At 67.4% G+C, this 18,301-nt stretch carries 17 protein-coding genes; 5 read left to right on the forward strand and 12 right to left on the reverse strand.

Annotated features, from left to right (window positions below):
- Window positions 1-20: 20 nt before the first annotated feature.
- Genes IG63_RS23835 through IG63_RS0111095 form a run of 3 tightly spaced genes read right to left on the reverse strand, consistent with a single transcriptional unit; the run spans window position 21 to window position 2,245 of the window.
- Window positions 21-146, reverse strand: a complete 126-nt coding sequence (locus IG63_RS23835; protein ID WP_281174283.1) for a hypothetical protein — start codon at window positions 144-146, stop codon at window positions 21-23.
- Between the two features lie 25 nt (window positions 147-171).
- Window positions 172-1,662 (reverse strand): protein adenylyltransferase SelO, encoded by a 1,491-nt coding sequence (locus IG63_RS0111090; RefSeq protein ID WP_030484436.1) that lies wholly within the window; start codon window positions 1,660-1,662, stop codon window positions 172-174.
- A gap of 40 nt (window positions 1,663-1,702) precedes the next feature.
- On the reverse strand, window positions 1,703-2,245 hold the full coding sequence (locus IG63_RS0111095; RefSeq protein WP_030484437.1) for a DinB family protein: 543 nt from the start codon (window positions 2,243-2,245) through the stop codon (window positions 1,703-1,705).
- 157 nt (window positions 2,246-2,402) lie between these two features.
- Here IG63_RS0111095 and IG63_RS0111100 point away from each other — a divergent pair, with 157 nt between their 5' ends.
- Window positions 2,403-3,986, forward strand: coding sequence for a sulfatase family protein (locus IG63_RS0111100; RefSeq protein WP_051706579.1), 1,584 nt, complete (start codon window positions 2,403-2,405; stop codon window positions 3,984-3,986).
- Window positions 3,987-4,005: 19 nt separating this feature from the next.
- Here IG63_RS0111100 and IG63_RS0111105 read toward each other — a convergent pair whose 3' ends face one another.
- The 3 genes from IG63_RS0111105 to IG63_RS0111115 all read right to left on the reverse strand — a co-directional run bounded on the left by IG63_RS0111105 (window position 4,006) and on the right by IG63_RS0111115 (window position 6,818).
- Window positions 4,006-4,575, reverse strand: coding sequence for a TetR/AcrR family transcriptional regulator (locus IG63_RS0111105; protein WP_030484439.1), 570 nt, complete (start codon window positions 4,573-4,575; stop codon window positions 4,006-4,008).
- Complete coding sequence (locus IG63_RS0111110) at window positions 4,572-5,048, reverse strand: FBP domain-containing protein (protein ID WP_245604405.1); 477 nt, start codon at window positions 5,046-5,048, stop codon at window positions 4,572-4,574. Before IG63_RS0111110 ends, IG63_RS0111105 begins: the two co-directional genes overlap by 4 nt.
- 84 nt (window positions 5,049-5,132) lie before the next feature.
- On the reverse strand, window positions 5,133-6,818 hold the full coding sequence (locus IG63_RS0111115; RefSeq protein WP_157210112.1) for a hypothetical protein: 1,686 nt from the start codon (window positions 6,816-6,818) through the stop codon (window positions 5,133-5,135).
- A 462-nt stretch (window positions 6,819-7,280) separates the two neighbouring features.
- On the opposite strand from IG63_RS0111115, the gene IG63_RS22145 reads away from it, so the two are divergent.
- Both IG63_RS22145 and IG63_RS0111125 read left to right on the forward strand, forming a co-directional pair.
- A complete protein-coding gene (locus IG63_RS22145) occupies window positions 7,281-9,056 on the forward strand; it encodes an AAA family ATPase (RefSeq protein WP_084596954.1) in 1,776 nt (591 codons plus the stop codon).
- A 1-nt stretch (window position 9,057) separates the two neighbouring features.
- The gene (locus tag IG63_RS0111125) at window positions 9,058-10,869 is read left to right on the forward strand and encodes an ATP-dependent helicase (RefSeq protein WP_030484443.1); all 1,812 of its coding nucleotides are present in this window, start codon (window positions 9,058-9,060) and stop codon (window positions 10,867-10,869) included.
- Between the two features lie 136 nt (window positions 10,870-11,005).
- On the opposite strand, the gene IG63_RS0111130 is transcribed toward IG63_RS0111125, so the two are convergent.
- From IG63_RS0111130 to IG63_RS22150, 3 genes are all read right to left on the reverse strand, one after another.
- Window positions 11,006-11,677 (reverse strand): hypothetical protein, encoded by a 672-nt coding sequence (locus tag IG63_RS0111130; protein WP_030484444.1) that lies wholly within the window; start codon window positions 11,675-11,677, stop codon window positions 11,006-11,008.
- On the reverse strand, window positions 11,674-12,063 hold the full coding sequence (locus IG63_RS22650) for a hypothetical protein (protein ID WP_157210113.1): 390 nt from the start codon (window positions 12,061-12,063) through the stop codon (window positions 11,674-11,676). The genes IG63_RS0111130 and IG63_RS22650 overlap by 4 nt, the downstream gene beginning before the upstream one ends.
- A gap of 168 nt (window positions 12,064-12,231) precedes the next feature.
- Complete coding sequence (locus tag IG63_RS22150; RefSeq protein WP_169741781.1) at window positions 12,232-13,542, reverse strand: GTP pyrophosphokinase; 1,311 nt, start codon at window positions 13,540-13,542, stop codon at window positions 12,232-12,234.
- A gap of 574 nt (window positions 13,543-14,116) precedes the next feature.
- On the opposite strand from IG63_RS22150, the gene IG63_RS0111145 reads away from it, so the two are divergent.
- Window positions 14,117-15,028, forward strand: coding sequence for a tyrosine-type recombinase/integrase (locus IG63_RS0111145; protein ID WP_051706581.1), 912 nt, complete (start codon window positions 14,117-14,119; stop codon window positions 15,026-15,028).
- A gap of 255 nt (window positions 15,029-15,283) precedes the next feature.
- Here IG63_RS0111145 and IG63_RS0111150 read toward each other — a convergent pair whose 3' ends face one another.
- The 3 genes from IG63_RS0111150 to IG63_RS0111160 form a co-directional block, all read right to left on the reverse strand.
- Window positions 15,284-15,568 (reverse strand): PadR family transcriptional regulator, encoded by a 285-nt coding sequence (locus IG63_RS0111150; protein WP_084596998.1) that lies wholly within the window; start codon window positions 15,566-15,568, stop codon window positions 15,284-15,286.
- 32 nt (window positions 15,569-15,600) lie between these two features.
- On the reverse strand, window positions 15,601-16,563 hold the full coding sequence (locus tag IG63_RS0111155) for a hypothetical protein (protein WP_211249282.1): 963 nt from the start codon (window positions 16,561-16,563) through the stop codon (window positions 15,601-15,603).
- A 277-nt stretch (window positions 16,564-16,840) separates the two neighbouring features.
- Window positions 16,841-17,341: a hypothetical protein gene (locus IG63_RS0111160; RefSeq protein WP_030484450.1), complete on the reverse strand. Its 501-nt coding sequence runs from the start codon at window positions 17,339-17,341 to the stop codon at window positions 16,841-16,843.
- Between the two features lie 192 nt (window positions 17,342-17,533).
- Here IG63_RS0111160 and IG63_RS22155 point away from each other — a divergent pair.
- Window positions 17,534-18,301, forward strand: a 768-nt coding sequence (locus IG63_RS22155; protein WP_157210114.1) for a M23 family metallopeptidase, incomplete at its 3' end; no start/stop codon positions are given.

Below are 18,301 nucleotides of genomic sequence, written 5' to 3' on the forward strand. Positions count from 1 at the left end.
CGCGCCTCGGCGCTCCGGGGTCACCCCACGAAGACGACGAAGCCGCGCAGCATCACCGCGATGCAGGCCAGCAGGAAGAGCCCGAGCATCCCGGCCAGCACGACCACCCACAGGTGACGCAGGCGGGTCGGACGGCGGCGCAGCACGCCTCCAGTGTGCGGCACCGTGGGCTCAGGTGCCGCAGAACGTGGTGTAGTCGCCGAAGGAGTCGGGGGCGGGCTCGGCGTAGCGCTCCGCGCCGGGCTGCACGTCGTACGGCCGCTGCAGCACGGCGTGGAGCCGCTCGAGCGGCGCCAGGTCGCCGGCCGTGGCAGCCTCCAGCGCCTCCTCGACCAGGTGGTTGCGCGGCACGTAGACCGGGTTGGTGGCACGCATCAGTGCGGGGTCGGGGTCCAGGGCCTGCCACCGCGTCGCCCACGCGTCGTACGCCGCCAGGTCGAGCACCCGGTCGCGCGCCGGGGTGCCGCGGCCGTCGGCCTCCTCCGCGAGGTCGCGCCAGAAGCCGGTGTGGTCGACGCGCGCCTCGCGCTGCAGCGCCAGCACGCCCTCGGCGAGGGGCTCGACGACCTCGTCGGCCGGACCTCCCTGGTCGGCCGGGCGCAGCCCGAGCCGGGGCCGCAGCCGCGCGGTGTACGCCGCGGCGTAGCTCTCGGCGAAGCCCTCCAGCGAGGCCGTCGCCACCCGGACCGCCTCGTCGGGGTCGTCGGCCAGCAGCGGCAGCAGCGCCTCGGCGAAGCGGGCGAGGTCCCACCCCATCACCGCCGGCTGGTTGCCGTACGCGTAGCGCCCGCCGGTGTCGATGGAGCTGAAGACCGCGGCGGGGTCGTGGGCGTCGAGGAAGGCGCACGGGCCGTAGTCGATGGTCTCGCCGGAGATGGTGACGTTGTCGGTGTTCATCACGCCGTGCACGAAGCCGAGGTGCATCCACGAGGCCACGAGGTCGGCCTGGGCGTCGCGCACCGCCTCGAAGAGCGCCAGCGCGGGCGGCTCGGCGCCGGCGGCGTGCGGGTGGTGGCGCTCGAGGGCGTGGTGGGTCAGCCGCTCCAGCAGGCCGTCGGCCTGGTCGGTGGCCTCCAGCGCGCGGGCGTACTGGAAGCTGCCGACCCGCAGGTGGCTGCTCGCGACGCGGGCCAGCACCGCCCCGGGCAGCGCCGTCCCCTCCCGCGGCACCGAGCGACCCGTGGCCACGACGGCGAGCGCGCGCGTGCTGCGCACGCCCAGCGCGTGCATCGCCTCACTGACCAGGTACTCGCGCAGCATCGGCGCGAGCACCGCACGACCGTCTCCCCCGCGCGAGAAGGGCGTGCGGCCCGACCCCTTCAGATGCAGGTCGCGCTCGCGGCCGTGGACGTCGCGCAGCTCGCCGAGCAGCAGCGCGCGGCCGTCGCCCAGCCTCGGGGAGTAGCCCCCGAACTGGTGGCCGGCGTAGCCCTGGGCGACCGGGTGAGCGCCCTCGGGCAGCGCGTTGCCCACCAGGAGCCGCACGCCGTCGGGGCTGCGCAGCCAGTCGGCGTCGAGGCCGAGCTCCGCCGCCAGCGGCTCGTTGAGCAGCAGCAGCCGCGGCTCCGGCGCCTCCTCGGCCTGCCAGTCGAGGGCCAGCTCGGGCAGCTCGCGCGCGAAGCGGGCGTCCAGCCGGAGCGCGGGCGTGGTGGAGGTGGTCACCCGGTCGAGCGTACGTCGCCACCCCGGCGCGCACCCGGCCTCACCCCATCGTCTTCTGGCCGTCGATCGACTCGCGCAGGATGTCGGCGTGCCCGGCGTGCTGGGCGATCTCGGCCACGAGGTGGGTCACCACCCGGCGGGCGCTCCACGACGCGCCGGGCTCGAACCACGGGGCCTCGGGCAGCGGCTGACGGGCGTCGAGATCGGTCGTGCGCACCAGGGCGTCAGTGGCCTCGGCGGCGCGCTCGTAGTCGGCGACCAGCCCGGCCAGCGTCTGCTCCTCGCCCATCTGGAAGGACTGCACCTGGGCCACCACCTCGGGCGGCGGGTCGCTCCAGTCGACCGCCTCCCAGTCGATCGGCGCGGCGGGGCCCTCCTCGACGAAGCGCACCCACTGCGCCTCGGTGTGGGCCAGGTGCCTGACCAGGCCGCCGAGGCACAGCTCGCTCACGGTGGGCCGCGCCCGCGCCTGGTCGTCGGTCAGGCCCCGCACGGTGACCAGGAAGAGCGCGCGGTGCTTGGCCACTGCCTCCAGGAGGTCGGCGCGCTCGGGAGCGAGGGGGGTGTCGTCGTCGCTGCTCATGCCGCCAGGCTAGGTGCGAGGTCCGACAGCGTCCGGGCGCCGGCGGGGACCGCCCCGGCGTCCGTCTGGTGGATCGGCCACGCAAACTGCACAGCCTCAGTAGAGTTCGGGCCGACCGCCTGACTCGGGGGCGGCGGTACCCCTCGGAGGAGCCCTCATGGCACCCACCCGTCCGCTCGCGCAGCCGGGACGAGCGGCGCTCGCCGCGGCCTGCTCGCTCTCCCTCCTCGCGACCGGCGCCACCGTGGCGGTGGCGGGTGGCGCGCCCGACGCGGCGGCGCGGGCGGTGCCGGGCGGGCTCGCGGCGACCGCCTCGACCACCGCCACCACGACCAGCGCCACCACGACCGGCGCGACGCCGGACCGCCCCAACGTCCTGATGATCACCACCGACGACATGAGCGCCGACGAGCTGCGCCGGATGCCGCACGTGCAGCGCCTGCTGGTCGACCGCGGCGCGACCTTCAGCAGCGCCGTGGCCCCGACCCCGCTCTGCGTGCCGGCGCGCGCCTCGCTGCTGACCGGGCAGTACGCCCACAACCACGGGGCCCGCGGCACCTCGGGACCCAAGGGCGGGGTCGCGGCCCTGCGCGACCGGCGCACGCTGCCGGTCTGGCTGCAGCGGGCCGGCTACGACACGCTCTTCGCCGGCAAGTACCTCAACGGCTACGGCTACAGCAAGACGCGCGGCCACGGTCCCCGCTCGGTGCCGCCGGGCTGGGACGAGTGGCACGCCACGGTCGGTGTCTCGACCTACGACTACACCCGGCCCCGGGTCAACCACAACGGCCGGGTCACGGCCCACCGCCGCTACACCACGACCCTCTTCGGCGACCTCACCACGCGGCTGCTGACCAGGCCCGAGCGCACCGCGAAGCCGTGGTTCATGTGGACCAACTTCGTGGCACCCCACTCCGGGGGGCCGCGCGACACCGCCGATCCCCGGGGCCTGACCCGCACGCCCAGCCCCGTGCGGCAGGACCGCCGCTCCTTCCGCGGCGCCAAGGTGCCCGGCAAGCCGTCGCTCTTCACGGCGGCCCGCGGCTCGCGCCTGCCGACGGCCAAGGACTCGCCACGGTGGCGCAACGCCATGCACGAGCTGCACCGCCAGCGCCTGCAGGCGCTGCAGAGCGTCGACCGGGGCGTCGGCAAGGTGGTCGCGGGTCTGCGCCGCACCGGTCAGCTCGACCGCACCGTGATCGTCTTCTCCTCCGACAACGGCTACTCCAAGGGCTACCACCGCAAGGACGGCAAGGTGCTCCCCTGGGACGAGATCCTGCGCGTCCCCCTGGTCATCGCCGGCCCCGGCGTGCCGCACCGGACCGTGCGCACCACCGTGACCAACCCGGACCTCGCGACAACGATCGCGACGCTCACCGGCGCGCGCGCGACCGTCGCGCAGGACGGCATCGACGTCTGGCCGCTGCTGCGGTCGCGCCAGCGCGACCGGGTCGTGCCGATCGCCGCCTGGCGCCTGGCCGACGGCCGCCAGCGGATCTACCGCGGCGTGCGCACCGACCGGTGGACCTACGTGCGCCTGGCCGGCGGTCGCGAGGAGCTCTACGACCGACGACTCGACCGCTTCGAGACCGAGAACGTCGCCGGCACCCGGCGGTACGCCGCGGCGCTGCGGCAGCTCCGGCGCCTCGACCAGCGCTATGCCGCGTGCCGCGGGACGGCCTGCCCCCGGGTGCGGGCCGCACCCGGGCAGGACCTGGTGCCCGGACCCCGCCGGGGCTGACGCCGACCGCGACCGGCGGCTACCCGGGCCAGGAGCCGAGCAGGGCGTCGAGCGCGTCGAGGGCGCGGTGCCACGACTCCTCGCCCGACGGGCGGCTGTGCTCGAAGGCGCCGCCCGCCTCGAGCTGGATGAAGCCCCGCAGCAGGCTGCCGACCACGCGCACGGCGTGCACGCGCTCCTCCGGGGGCACCGCGTAGCCGTCCAGCACCGCGTCGGTGAGCCCGCCCATCCGCTCCGCGAGGCGCGCGGCCTCCGGGGAGGCGGGCACCCGCAGCGACCCCGCGGCCTCGTAGCGGCCGGGGTGCTGCGCGGCGTAGGTGCGGTGCAGGTCGGCGAAGGCGCGCAGGGCCTCACGACCGCTGCGTCCGGCCAGCGCCTGCTCCCCCGCGGTGGTCAGCTCCTCCAGCGCGAGCAGGGTGACCCGCACCCGCAGGTCCTCGGAGCCCGCGACGTGGGAGTAGAGGCTCGGCAGCCGCACCCCTACGCGGCGGGCGATCGCCGAGAGCGTCACCTGCGCGAAGCCGACCTCGTCGGCGAGGTCGGCCGCCACGGTCGTGACGACCTCGGGCGAGAGCCCGGCGCGGCTCACCGTCGTACCCGCCCCAGGAAGGTCGCCAGGTTGCGTCGCAGACGCTCCACCCGCTGCTCGGACGACGTGGTCTCGCGCACCACGCTGATCGTCGGCGGCGCGAGCCAGCCGCGCGCGTAGCCGGAGCAGCCCAGGTCGCTGCAGATGTCGAGGCCGACGGTGTTGCCGTCGCGCCCGGCGCGACCGGCGCGGCGCGCGACCATCAGCGAGACGCCCGTGCCCGGGTGGGTGGTGCAGCACAGCGAGCACATCCGCGCCGGACCGGCGCCGCCGTGGTTGCGCCGCAGGATCACGCCGACCGGCCGTGCCGGGTCGGGTGCGACGAGGTAGGCCTGCTGCGGCGAGCGCGGGTCGACCCAGCCGACCAGGTCCGACTCGTCCCACCGCACCGACGCGAGGTCGGGCAGGCTCATCCGCGTCACCTCGCCGCGGCTGCCGTTGACGAAGCAGCCCCGGATCTCCTTCTCCGTCATCGCCTCCACGCGAACGACGGTACGTTGCCTAATACCCTTAGGCAAGTCGTCGTTGGGCGAACGACAGGCGCGGCTGCTCCAGGTTCAGCGACCGCCGCCGTGCATGCGGCGCCGCGCCAGATCGGCGAACGGCACCCACGCTGCCGGACCGAGAGCCTCGCGCGCGGTCGAGAGCGAGTGTGCTGCGGCGGAGAGCGGATGCCTCGCGCTGCACTCCACCACCACAGGCAGTGCGAAGTGCTGCTGCGAGACGTGGTGTCCCTCCTCGTCGACGTACGTCGACCAGGGCACGCCGTGGTCGTCGTCCATGGCAGCAGAGAGGCCGTCCAAGAGCTGGCCGCGCTCCTCGTCGTCCAGGTCCAGCTGGCCGAGGGACGCACGGTGCTCCGCGAGCCATGGGCGGTCGAGCAACCCGGTCAGGTGCAGCAGCTGCTCGGCTGCCCACCGTGCCAGCTCGCGCAGGGCTTCATCGGGCATCGCATCCAGCTCGACCAGCAGGTTCGGATCGACACGGGCGAGGCTGTGGGCCCCGATGCCGGCCTCACGCATCCGGTCGGTAGGTCGGACACCGTTCCACTCGAGCATCTCCCAGTGCGCAGATCGCTCGGCGCGCTCGTCCTGGCCCCGCTGTTGCCTGTCCGCCGCAGCGCGTTCGCGATCGAGGGCGCTCGGCGGCTCTCCCAGCTGCCCCAGGACGTCCGCTCGCCGCGCGGGCTCGGCGCGGCACGCCTCGAGGAGGACCTCGACGTACTCGTCGCCGAGGTCCTCCAGCATGTGCACGGTCTGCGACGCCTCGGCGACGCCGAGCATCGCCGAGATCTCGTCGTGGCTGCACGCGTGACGAAGCACCTTCGCCAGCCAGTAGGCACGCGCAGCGGATGAGGTGTCCTCGACGTCGACCTCGTCGAGGTCCTCCTCCATCTGCCGCCGCCACGCACGATCCATCACCTGCGAGGCACGGCTCTCCATCTGCTCGAGCTGCCTCACCTCTGCGGCCGCTGGACGCCCGACCGACCGCAACGCCTGGGCGACCACGGGGTCCTCCGCCAGGCTCGCCCGCGCCGCTGCGTGTCGCGTGAGCAGCGACGTCAGGTCCCAGCGTTGCTCCGGTGGCACGGCGAGCAGTGCCGCCAGGAGCTCCGGCTCCTCCCGGTGGAGTCCCGAGCTCTCCGGCGTCACCAGCTCGACGGCGTCCACCACCGGACGGACCCCGCGCCACTGCTCGGTGACGGACTCCGGGCCGAACTCGACCCGGGTGAAGGACGACACCATGGCCGCGCCCAATGCGACCGGGTCCGCGTCGTCCTCGATCGCCAGATCGACGAAGCGGGTGAGGCTACGGGGCAGCCCTTCAAGCTCGGCTGCGTCCTCCAGCGAGTCGATCTCGCCGGCGAACGCGACCTTTCCCCGGCTTGCCAGCGTCAGCACCACCATCCCGTCGACGTCCCAGTAGACGCTCGCAGCCTTGCCACCACGCGAGGCCACCTCCAGCACTTCACGGCGGGAGCCTTCGAGCCCGATGTCCTCGACGACCACGACGCCGCCCGTCACGGGTTCCACGGACGCCAGCCGGACGTCCTCATCGGGGAGCTCATCGCCGACGTAGACCGGGTCGTCCGGATCGATGCCGAACGCCGTACACACCGCGGGGACGTCGCCACCGGCGACCACCGCCACACATCCCGCCGCCTGCACGACGGAGTCAGTCAGCCACTCGTATCGCGCGACGAGCGCCGCCGTGCGCCCTCTTCCGCGATCACCACCTGCCACGAGGTCAGGCTAGGCACTCCCGGAGCGCGTCGGACCGGGACCGCACGACGGTCCTGCCCGGATCCCTGCCGCTCGTCGTCCCGCCAGCATCGCGCGGCAGCACCGGTCGTCGCAGTAGCACTCCGCCCAGAAAGGGCGTGCCTGAACCTGCTGGACGGCGCCCAGGACGCAAGCCTCGAGCCGTCGTATCGTTGACTTCACCCAAAGGTCCGGTCCGTAATCGCCACGGGCCGATCTGCTCCAACTGACCGAGCGCTTGTGCACATGAACGCGTACCCGCCCAATCCAACTGGATTCGGACCAGACGTCATAAGCAGCTCCCTATTTGGCGGCCCGGACGTTCCCATGGAGCCTTGTTGTGGACGATGCCGAGGCCTGACGAGTCTTCCTCGGGGGCCGACGCCACCACACGGCTCGTCGTGTCAGCGGAAAAGTCGAGTTCCAGATCTGTAGGTTCGACCCATGACGCAAGTGACAGTCGCTCGATCGAGCGAGTTTGCGTCCGTGTACGTCGAGCAAGTGACCATCCGAAACTTCCGAGGCATTACTGAATGCACGGTGGAGTTGGAGCCAGACCTGACGCTGCTGGTTGGGCGCAACAACGTCGGCAAGTCACGCATCCTCAGTGCGTTGCAGATCGCCTTCGGAGGCCGGCCAGCGGATGTAGACGACTTCACCGTCGGTGACACGTCCGAACCGGAGATCGACGTTGTCGTGGCCCCATGCCCACCGACTTCGGACGCCCACGACGACGCGTTCGACGATTCTGTGGGTCGACGGTTCGCAGGCGTGAGCCAGACGACCAGGGAGGAGCCCTTCCGCGAACGCATCGCTTGGCGAACCAATGTTCGCCGGTCTTCCGAGGGTGCCGGGGCCAGGTCGGAAGCGGTGTTCCTGACCTTCAATGCAGGCACCGGCGTGTGGATTGAACTGGGAAACCCGTTCCCGCTAACTCGGGACCATCGTCAGTCGTTCGCGGTAGATCTCGTGAGCACTGGTCGCGACTTGATGGAAGAGCTTGGTCGGCGCGGTTCAAGCGTTCGGAAGGTCCTAAGTGATCTCGAGGTCAATGAGGTCGATCGCGAGTCGCTCGAATCACAACTGACGGCACTGGGCCAGGACATCGTGACTGGTAGTCAGACGCTGGCATCGATCGCCGATTCGCTCCGCCAACTGAACCGTCTAATCGGCAGCATGGGTGCGCCCGACCTCAATCCACTGCCAATCCGACTTGAAGAGCTCGCCCGGTCGATATCTATCGACCTCAACAGTGGAAACGGAGCGATGCCGATTCGGCTGCACGGAGCGGGCTCCCGGAGCCTCGCCTCCCTGCAGGTTCAAGGCGTCCTATACGAACGGCGACTTGGGACAGACGGTCCTCTGATCAGGCCCCACCCACTGACGCTAATAGAGGAGCCAGAAGCTCACCTTCACCCGCAGGCAAGTCTGGAGTTGGCCGTCCTACTCAGCAATCTCCAAGGTCAGAAGGTTGTTAGTACTCACTCGCCGCAGTTGGTGACGGCAGTCGATCCTCGCTGCATCCGGATACTGCCGGGCGGGCGGCCAGAGCTGCGGGTGGTGGACCTCGGTCCAGCAGAGTCTGATCTAGCGGCGACGCACCGATCTTTCAGGCCGAGCGCGCATCAAGCCGAGATGGAGAAACTCCGGCGCTTGGTGGAACGTCCTTTCGGCGAGCTGCTGTTCGCGAATGCACTGGTGATCGGCGACGGAGCGAGTGAACGAGCGTTCTTACCCGTGGTTCTTAGACACGCTCTGCAGGAGAAGGCGCACGGCATCTGCGTGATCGACCCCGAAAGCATGAACGGCACCCTGGCTCATGCCGCCGCGAAGTTTGCGAACATGGTCGACATGCCTTGGTTCCTGTTCGCTGACTCAGACGGCGCTGGCCAGCGAGCCGTAGAAGGCTTGATCAATGATCACGGTTCGGGGGACATGAGCAAGGTCGTTTGGGCGATGGGTGTTGATGACTCGGGCGGCCCCGCTGAGGGCGCGTTCGAGCACATGTTGACTGCATTTGACGTCGAACTCTGTCGCAGGGCGTGCGCGGACATCGGAGTCACGGTGGCCGAAGGCGATTCGGTCCTCGGCGCGATGAAGGGGCTCAAAGGCAACGGTGGGGCCGCGTTCGCCAGCAGGCTGATCGAGGAGTACCCGGCTGTGACCGATTGGCCTGAGTCGCTGCAGACTCTCATTGGTCGGCTAGGTCCGGTGTTGTGAGATGACTAATCCGATCGCCAGGGACCTGGTTCCTAGTCCGGAGCAGGCAGCGGCCATCGCTAGTGACGATATAGCGGTCGTTGTCGTGGCAAGTGCTGGGAGCGGGAAGACCGAGGTCGTAGCGAGGCGAGTCGAGCGACTGCTCGAGGAGCGGGTTGACTCGCTCGGACGCATTCTGGCCGTGACGTACACCGTCAAGGCGGCTGCCGAACTCCGAGAGCGGTTTCGAGCTCGTCTCGGGAATGCGTCTCGGCGGGTCGAGACCGAAACGGTTCACGGCTTCGCGCACGCTCTGCTCCGTCAACACGGGACGCACATTGGCCTGCCGGCCGAGCCCGAGCTGTTGGTTCGTGACGAGGATCGAGCCGAACTCCTCGACCGTTGGCTCGACGACAACGGGATTGAGCCTCCTGACGACACTTTCGAGACACTTCGTCGACTGGACTTAGCGCGATCCACTGGCACACGATGTGAGTTTCTGGAGGAGTGGGAACAGGCTCTCGAAAACGCCGGCGCGCTCGACTATCCGGGCTTGCTTTCGGCAGCCACCACACTCCTGGCAGTCAAGTCGGTGAAGCGCCAGGTGAGCCGCGTCTATGAGCAGGTGATCGTGGATGAGGCTCAGAACCTGACGGCAGCGCAGTATGACCTCTTGGTGGCCCTAGCGTCATCTGGAACGAACGGCCAACTGAACACTCCGACCATGTTCGTGGGCGACGACAAGCAGTCAATCGTGAGCTTCGCCGGCGCCGACCCGAAACACATGCTCCGATTTGCGGAGGAGTTCAACGCCATCCGCTTCGACCTAACGGCCAATTTTCGTTCCGCGACGGCTATCGCCAGGGCCGCGGAGGCGATAGCAGCTCAACTGGGCCACGTGAACCCAGTCGGCGAGTTTGCGGCGCAGGGTGAGGTCGCGGTTAGGGAAGCGCCGGACGAGGCGACAGAAGCCGAGTTGGTTGCGGGATGGGTGGAAGGACTGCTGGCCGACGGGCTCGATCCAGACATCCTCGCTCCAGACGAGGGCGCCACGGTTGAACCCGAGCAGATCGCGATTCTTGCTCGGGCCGGCAGTGCGCTCCGGTCCGTCAACGCAGCACTTGGGCAGCGAGGAGTCGAACTCGTATCAGCAAGCACGTCGGGCGAGTGGCTTGCCAGCGCCTCCGGACGTATCGCGATGGAGGTCGTCGCCCTTCGGACGTCCGAGGATCACAAGTCAACGCATTGGCAACTTAGTCGTCTACTGGATGTGCCTGAGGACGATGTGTCCACGATCGGCCAGCTGCAAGAAGTGCTACGTGCTCACACGGATCCGTCAGCGGCTGCCCTGGCTGAAGTGGCCGGAGTTGAAAGGGTAAGCGACTTCACGGCCGCACTTACCGCGGTGGACCTCCCTGAGTCCGTCCCACCTGAGGAGCTCTCCGCATGGGAGTCTGATCTGAGTCTCCTCGCAGAAGCGTGGTCACGCTTTGACGCGGAGACCGACCGCGCCGCGGTCACATGGGGCAACTTCAAGCTGTTCTGCGCCAAGCAGCAGCGAGGTGATGACTTGGCTCCTGGGGTGCGACTCCTCACGATTCACAAGGCCCAGGGGCGGGAGTTTCTTGCGGTAGCGGTTGTCGGACTCAACGATGGTCAGCTCCCGGATTTCCGGGCGACGTCGGAAGAGGACCTGACGGCCGAGCTGCGGACGTTTTACGTCGCAATCAGCCGAGCGCGTCGCTCGTTGCTTTTAACTCGCCCGCAGTCGCGGATGACGAGGTATGGGAGCAGAGCATCAAGTCCGTCGAGATACCTCGCGCTGATTCGGTAGTAGTACGCCTATCGGCATCCGCGTCATAACAGCCGCTAGCCGGCCTGGTCGCTCCGCCCGCTGACGAGATCCGCCTGGCTAGTTGTGTCAACGTCGCCACGCCGATATGGCAGCCATCCCAAAGCCCAGACACAGCTCAAGGCAGCGGCTCGTAGTGGAATTCAACTCCGAACACACACCCGGCTTCGTTGTAGCCATCCACACTTGCGTCCGTTGAGTACACCAAGAGCACGGATGGCGGTTCGGCGGGCACGGCTGTCGTAGGCCACGACTTGAAGGGCGTTGCCGCAGGGGCACGTAGCAAGCTGAGCTCCCTGCGGACGCCAAGGACTGCCCGAGCCATGCTCTTCTGGAAACCCGTGTTCTTGCACTCGACCCCGAGGACTACGTCGTCGTGGCCCGGGTATCCAGCGACTCCGTCCTTCACAATCACTATGTCCAACTCGTGGCGATGAGCCTGTCCCGGCTTGCCCGACTTCCCGGACGTCGAGAAACTCAGAGTCGCGAACTCGACGTCCGTCCACACCTCGAGGTTCGGCCCTCCGGGTCGGGACAGGGTGAAGTGCGGGTACCCAGTGTTGATTGGACCGGGCGAGGACTTGAGGTGCACCTTTGTGCCACCCATCAGGGCGATCTTGAAGCCCTCGATTTGCTCAAGGCGATCCAACACCAGCGTGAGAATCCACGCCTCATAGACCTTTCCGGCCTTCCAGTCATCGCCAACTAGGTCGCCAGCTGTGGATGCTGAGTCGTACGTGGCGAATATTCCATTTACCTTGTCGATGACTTCCTCAAGCGTGAGACTCACGGCGCGTCGTCCTCGCGCAACTGTCGGATCAAGTCGTCGATCTGGCGCACAGCTTGGTCGAGTTGCGGGCTTCCCACGAGGTCGACCTCGTCGACACCGAACGCGTCTCGGTCCTCATCGTTGATGTCGACGACGATCCCTTCGATGGGACTTCCTGCCTCTGTGGGGATTCTGCGAAGGCGCCGCATCGACTCGCGTACTACGGACTCCCCGCCAAGTGACATCTCATCACGCAGCCCTGTTAGATATCCCAACACTGCAGCCCGTGTTCCTTCGGCGTCGGCCACGCGCGAGTTCATCAACAGTCCATCAAGGTCCGAACGTCCGCTGGCCAGAGTCCGTCGCCTGAGCGCCTGAAGCAGTTCTCCGTACTCTTGATCGTTCATGGACTGAGTGTGACGCGAGCAGAGACCGACGTCGACACGGTCCTTGGACGGGCTGAACGCCCAACCTTCGTCTCCAGGGCAGTGCGTGCGGGTCGATGCCTCTATCCGCCGCTGTTGGGCATCAATCCCATAGGAATGCAACCGGGCGAGCCCTCTCGCCACCACTGCTCATTGACCGTGAGCTTTGCGCCGGACTTCCGCACTCAGGGCACGCAGCCACTTTGCACCCTCCACGAGACGCTGAGGTGGGACGCTCCCTGTCTTCCCGTGAAGAACGCCGTTACGCAGGTCGCGCATCACGCCGAGCTCCGCGTACTGCTCCGGTGTAATCAGCTGCTGCTCACGTGCCTGCCTGGCGACGGCGGGGAACGATCGTGGGCGCGTACCCGGTTCGAAGAGTTGCTCAAACAATGCCTCGATGAGAACCCATGCAGCCACGAACTCACCTAGAGCGAGGGTGTACGCGGTCTTGGGGGTCTCATCAGCGCTCGACCCGTGGAGCCTCATTGACGGATGGCGCGACGCCGATGCGGCGCGCAAGAAGGCACGGTAGCGCTCTTCGTCGCCCGACAACATCAGATCTGCCAGCTGGGCGGCGACAGGTCGGCGCTCAAAGTCCCGTTCGAGCAAGTCGAGGTACGGCTTGATTGCGGCGGCAGTAGCAAAGTCCTGCTCGGCGAGGTATCCGAACAGGACGTCGATCTGTCCCAGAGTTGCGTCGGTCAGTTCATCACCCAGCGCGGACAGGCGCGAGCGAAGGAATTCAGCGAGTTCAAAGTGATCGCGAAACGGTGTCTCCGCAACCGTGACCCGCATATCTGCTGCTTGTTGCAGTTCCTCAAGCGCGATCTCGCCCGCCAATACCAGTCCATTGAGCTGGTCGAGGATGGCGTATTCGGAGGGCGAAAGCTTGCCTTCCAACGGCTTATATACCAGGTCGTGCTCAACCTCTGACCAGGCGTGCATGAGGACAGATGCCACTTGAACCTCAATGGGAGCGGTCGCGTAGCGCTCCTGCCCAGTGCTCAGGCGAGATTCTGGGATGAGAACGCGAAAGTGGCGGGCTCCGTAGCCCGAGAATCGCTGCTGTCGTCCTCGTCGATCCCGGCTAGCTGGTGTCTGCTTCGATGACCGGTCTGGGTCAGTGGACTCGACCCGAGGCGGTGATGGAAAGCGTTTGTAGTGCTTGACATCGAGTCTGTCACGGATTACCTGCTCCACTTCATCTGTCTGTCCAGGAAAGTAGAGGGCCACGCGCACCCCCGCGAGATCAACGATGTCTTTGCTGATTTGCGCGATGGACCGATACGTCCTTTCGCGGTTCCGCTGCACTAGTTTTTCAGTGAGTCGGTCCACCGACTTGGCGCGGCTGGTGACGATGGCCCGTAAGCCCGAACTGCTGAGCTCCGCCTCAAGCACGTCCCGAGCTGCGCGTGCCGATGCCTCCCAGTAGTCGAACTGGCGCTCGTACTCGCGCACGAAATCATGGATGACTCCCACGGTTGCCTCACCCTCGCTCGGTCCGATAGCCAGTGTGGAGAGTCTAGGGTCGGCCAGTATCTGTGGCGGCACTCTTGAGGGGCCGGAAAGCGCCCTCGCTAAAGAGGGTGGTGCCCGGTCTCAGGTCCACGCAGGGTGCCGCGATCGCCGATTTCATGATCTGCACATCAACGCTCGGATCAGTTCGATGAGTGACCGGCGAGGGAAGAGCGGTCGCCTACCCGCAGATCGTTACGACATCTCTGCGCGCGGCCGACATTGCAGTCACTGCATCGGTGGCAGCCGTCGCCCAGTCCGCCGAGACCTCTGTGCCCGCTGGCCGACAGGGTCGCGCATGGCATGCGGCGCAGATCGCAGCGCCGACAGGAGCGGTCGTGTGATTTCACGTTTCCGACGACGAGTGCCACGCCGGTGCTCTGACAAGCGACCTGCGTCTTACCGCCGCCTGCCGACGCGTTGAGTCCGCCATCGGACTAGCGTCGCTGGGCCCAGGTGCTCGGCACGTTGGCGGCGGGCGGGCTGAGGCAAGCCAGTCGCCGCACGGAGCCCTTCCATGTCCGAGTCGACCATCTTCCCGTTCCAGCCCGCCACGATGACCACTGCTCAACTCGCTGCGGTCTCCTACTTAGCCCGCTACTCGGGACGCACACACACGCTGTACGCATACCAGCTCCGGCGCTGGTTCATCTGGTGCGAGAACAACGGATTGGATCCCCTCCTCGGGATCCAACGCGCGCACGTCGAGCTGTACATCCACCAGCTCGGCGACAGCGGCCTGAGGGACTCCTCGATCGTGACGATGATGCACGGGGTCCGCGGGTTCTTCCGGTTCGCACACATCGACGGCTTGATTGCGGCTGACCCGGCGATCTACGCGCGCCTTCCCAAGGTCCAGCACGACGAGTCCCGCACCCAAGGACTCGACCGCCTCGAACTGATCCGCTTCCTCCAAGTCGCCCAGACCATCACAGTCCACCACGGGGCGCTGGCGTTCCTGCTGGGCATCAACGCCCTGCGCGCCTCCGAGGCCGCCGCAGTGCGCATCGAGGACTACGCCGAGACACTGCGTGGCCACCGCGTCCTGCACCTGGTAGGCAAAGGAAACAAGCCAGCCACCATGCCGGTCACCGTCCCGGTCCTCCGCGCCCTCGAGGCATGCCGCGGTGAGCGCACCACCGGACCACTCGTCCTGCGACCCACCACGGGCAACCCGATCGACCGCCGTGACGCGTACCGCATGGTTGCCAGGATCGCGAAGGTTGCCGGCATCCCCCGGCACATCAGCCCGCATTCATTGCGCCACGCCGCCATCACCAACGCTCTCGACGCCGGAGTGCCACTCCGCGACGCGCAGATCCTGGCCCGCCACGCGGACCCACGCACAACGGAGCACTACGACCGTGCCCGCGGCAACCTCGACCGTCACGGCGTCCACTTCCTCACCGCCTACGTCGCGGGAGTGTGAACGTCTGCGTCCTTCGCGCCCAGAATTCAGCAGCGCTCCGTCGTCGAGTGCGTTCCGGCCTCGCCGTCCACGAGCGCAGTATTTCCAAGCGTCCGCGACGCCGACCTCGGCCCGTTAGAACTCCGGACGGGCGATTTCGAGACGCGGGTCGAGGCGCAGCGTGAAGCGGCGTTCTAGTACCGCTGCGGGGTTCCTCGACTGGCATACTCGATGGGCTGGTTCGGGTGATCGGAGGTCCGCACCGAGGGGTCAGCTTCAGCCGACGCGGCTCACTGTCTCCACCGCAGTCATGAACGTTTGCCACTCCGTGCAGAGTTCCTCGCGTTGCCTGTGCCCCGCGGCCGTGAGTTCGTAGACCTTGCGCGCCGGGCCCGACTCGCTCTGCTCCCACTGAGCCACGATCTTTCCCTCGTCCTGAAGTCGTACGAGCAGGGGGTAGAGCTGCGCCCCCTTGATCGGCTGGAGTCCCGCAGACTCGAGGGCCTGCGAGATGCCGTACCCGTGTCGCGGCGCGACCGCGAGCGCGCTCAGGATCAGCATTGGGAGCGAGGCTCGCTGCCAGGCGGCCATGCTCATGGTCCCTTCACCCACGGTCGGTCGTCCCAGCCAAGGACTGGAGCGATGACCCCAGCGAGAAGGAAGGCCACGGCCACCGGGATCGTCAGGACCCCCCAGCTCTGGTTCAGGATGATCAGTGAACCGATGGCCAGCGGCGCGCCCGTGCCGGCGACGGTAGACAGCCACCAGCGTCGTTTCCGCGCGGCGCTGTCAGCCGCGGCCACTTCACGTGCCAGGGTCAGCGGGTGGCCGAACTCCGCGAAGGCCGACGTCTTTCCCGTCACTAGCGCCTGTTCAATCTCGGCGACATGACCTCGGGCGGTGGTGGCCGGCATCAGGTGAGCCCGCAGGCCTCCCCGGAAGCGACGCAGCCACTCGGCGTCGTCCCAGCCCTCTTGGGATGCTTGCTGTGTCATCCGACTCGCGGCCACGAGCGCAGCGACGCCCGGAGCAAGCATCGCCAAAGCCAGGAGTGGCGTCGGCACGTCGCTCGCCACGATATGGTCGGAGTCCAGGCTCGCTGCGGAGGCGAGGCCTGCGAGTGCGGCCGCGCCGGAGGCCATCAGCACTCCGACCGCCGAGGCCGAACGACCGGCAGCGAAGACAGCTCGACTGACGACCCAACCCATGAAGACGACCAGCACGCTGCCCGCGACCAGAACCAACGCGATGTCGATGTCGAGGGACCAGCCGTGACGGACGATCATGAGCAGCACCGCGACGATGCCGATCCCCATCAATGTGTTTCCCACCTCCCGCAGCGCAGGCCGCAGGCCACCGCCCAGGGATGCGCGCACTTCCTCTTCCACGGTCGCAAGTTCGGCAGCGTCTTCTTTCGCCAGCACATCGGCGTCTCCGAAGAGCTCGGCTGCGGATACCTCCGCTTCGCGCACCGCGCTGAGCAACTCATGCTCGCGCTCCTTGAGGGCATGCGCCGGAACGTGCTTGTCGGCAATTGACATCCGGTAGCGCGCCACCCACTCCTGGTCCCTGACGGGCCATGCAGTCTTGTCCCCCACGGCTCCTCCGATGTATCTAGATCGATTATGTACTTAGATACAAGCAGGGATGCGCTGATCGGGCAACTGCCGCCGTCGCGGTTCGGTCGTGCGCGGCGAAGGGGCGCCTTACCACCGCGTGTTTCGCGTCGGCCGGAACGTCCTGGTAGCGAGTCGCGTCGCATGCCGTCCCGAGTGCCTCCAAGCGCAGCCTCAACCGTTCGCTCGACACAAGACTCGCTAGGAACCACCACCGCTACGACGAGGTCGCACGCCGGGAGTGGAATCGCTGGGCCAAGGCGGTTGTCTGCTCGTTCACCAGCACAAGTTTGCTGATCACCGCGCGCAAGTCCTGTCTCGTCACGAACTCGCCCTGCATCCCCTCCTGCGCAGTCGCGCGGCGCTTCAAAGTCCGCGGGCGCCAGCTGAAGGCGATCTTGAGCGTCGGCTCCGGCCAAAGGCTGTGAACGATCGCGTTCCGATCCTCAAGGACCAAGCTGACGCTGGAAAGGACCTCGCGCGCGTCGGCACAGAGATCATCCGGCTGGGAAGCGAGACGTTCTTCGATGAATCGCATCAACTGACTGACAGGCTTGCCCGCGTGCAGCGACGGTGGACCGTCGTCGACCGCCCACAGAAGCTCGAGCAGTCGTTGCTCCAACAAAGCGCCTAGCATGGTCACCCGTCCGACGACTGCGTAGAACTGCCCAGGAACCTGCCCAAAGAGCTGGTCTGGGATCCCGTAGCTATCCGGCACCCACACATCCTGCCTCGCAGTAGCGTCACGCTGCGGGTCACGTCTCATCCGAGGCGCGTCATATCGCCGCCTGCGGGGCAGCCGGTGCTTGCTATCCGCGAGCCTCAAAAGGTGATCGAACTTCGGCGGCGGAGATGACTAGTCCAGCCACCTGTCGAATTGGAACAAGTCTCACCCAGTGAGATTTCGCCGGTGCCGCTCTCGCTGGTGGTCGCTGGCCGTCAGCATCAGTTCGTGGCCAGCATTCCTCGCTCCTTAGCCCTCTGGTTCAGCGTTCTGATGCTCATCCTTACTGGGATTTCCCCGGCATCTGCCGCCGAACCTCCCTCCTGGCAACTGCCCTTCAAACAAGGTCAGACATGGCAAGCCAACGGTCCTCACGACAACTTCGGGACTGGTTCTGGAGTGTTCAACTCGATCGACTTTGGGCCGGGCGCAGCCATTGATCGAGGTGTCGTCTCGGTCGCACCTGGCCGGGTGCGCTTTGAAAAGAACTGCTTGATGACGATTGAGCACGCGGATGGTTGGGTCTCGAAGTACACGCACCTCGTGAACCAGCAAAGTCAGTTGAACGGCAAGGTAATGCCGGCAGGCACGTACCTGGGCGAGGCGGCGATTCAGGGATGCCCGGGGGACTTCGGGACAGCGAACCATGTCCATTTGAGCATCTGGAGGAACGGCGCGCCGGTCGCGGTCACAGGGATGCGCTTCGGTGGATACCAGGTTGAGGCATCCGGGCCGGCTTACCACGGCCGTTGGCACTCCCCCGATGGGACGTCGAGGGCGGTGCAAGGGGGACTCATGTCGGTGCCTCTCACGTCGACGACTTCCTCCTCTACTGAGTTGTCAGGAACTTCCGCGCCGGCCATGACCGTCGACAAGGCCGGACGCCTCTGGATGTGGGGCTACGCCCCCAACGGCAAATCCCGAGTGCGGTACAAGAACCCGACCACCAGCATC

Source organism: Nocardioides aequoreus, assembly GCF_000720335.1.
GTDB lineage: Bacteria > Actinomycetota > Actinomycetes > Propionibacteriales > Nocardioidaceae > Marmoricola > Marmoricola aequoreus.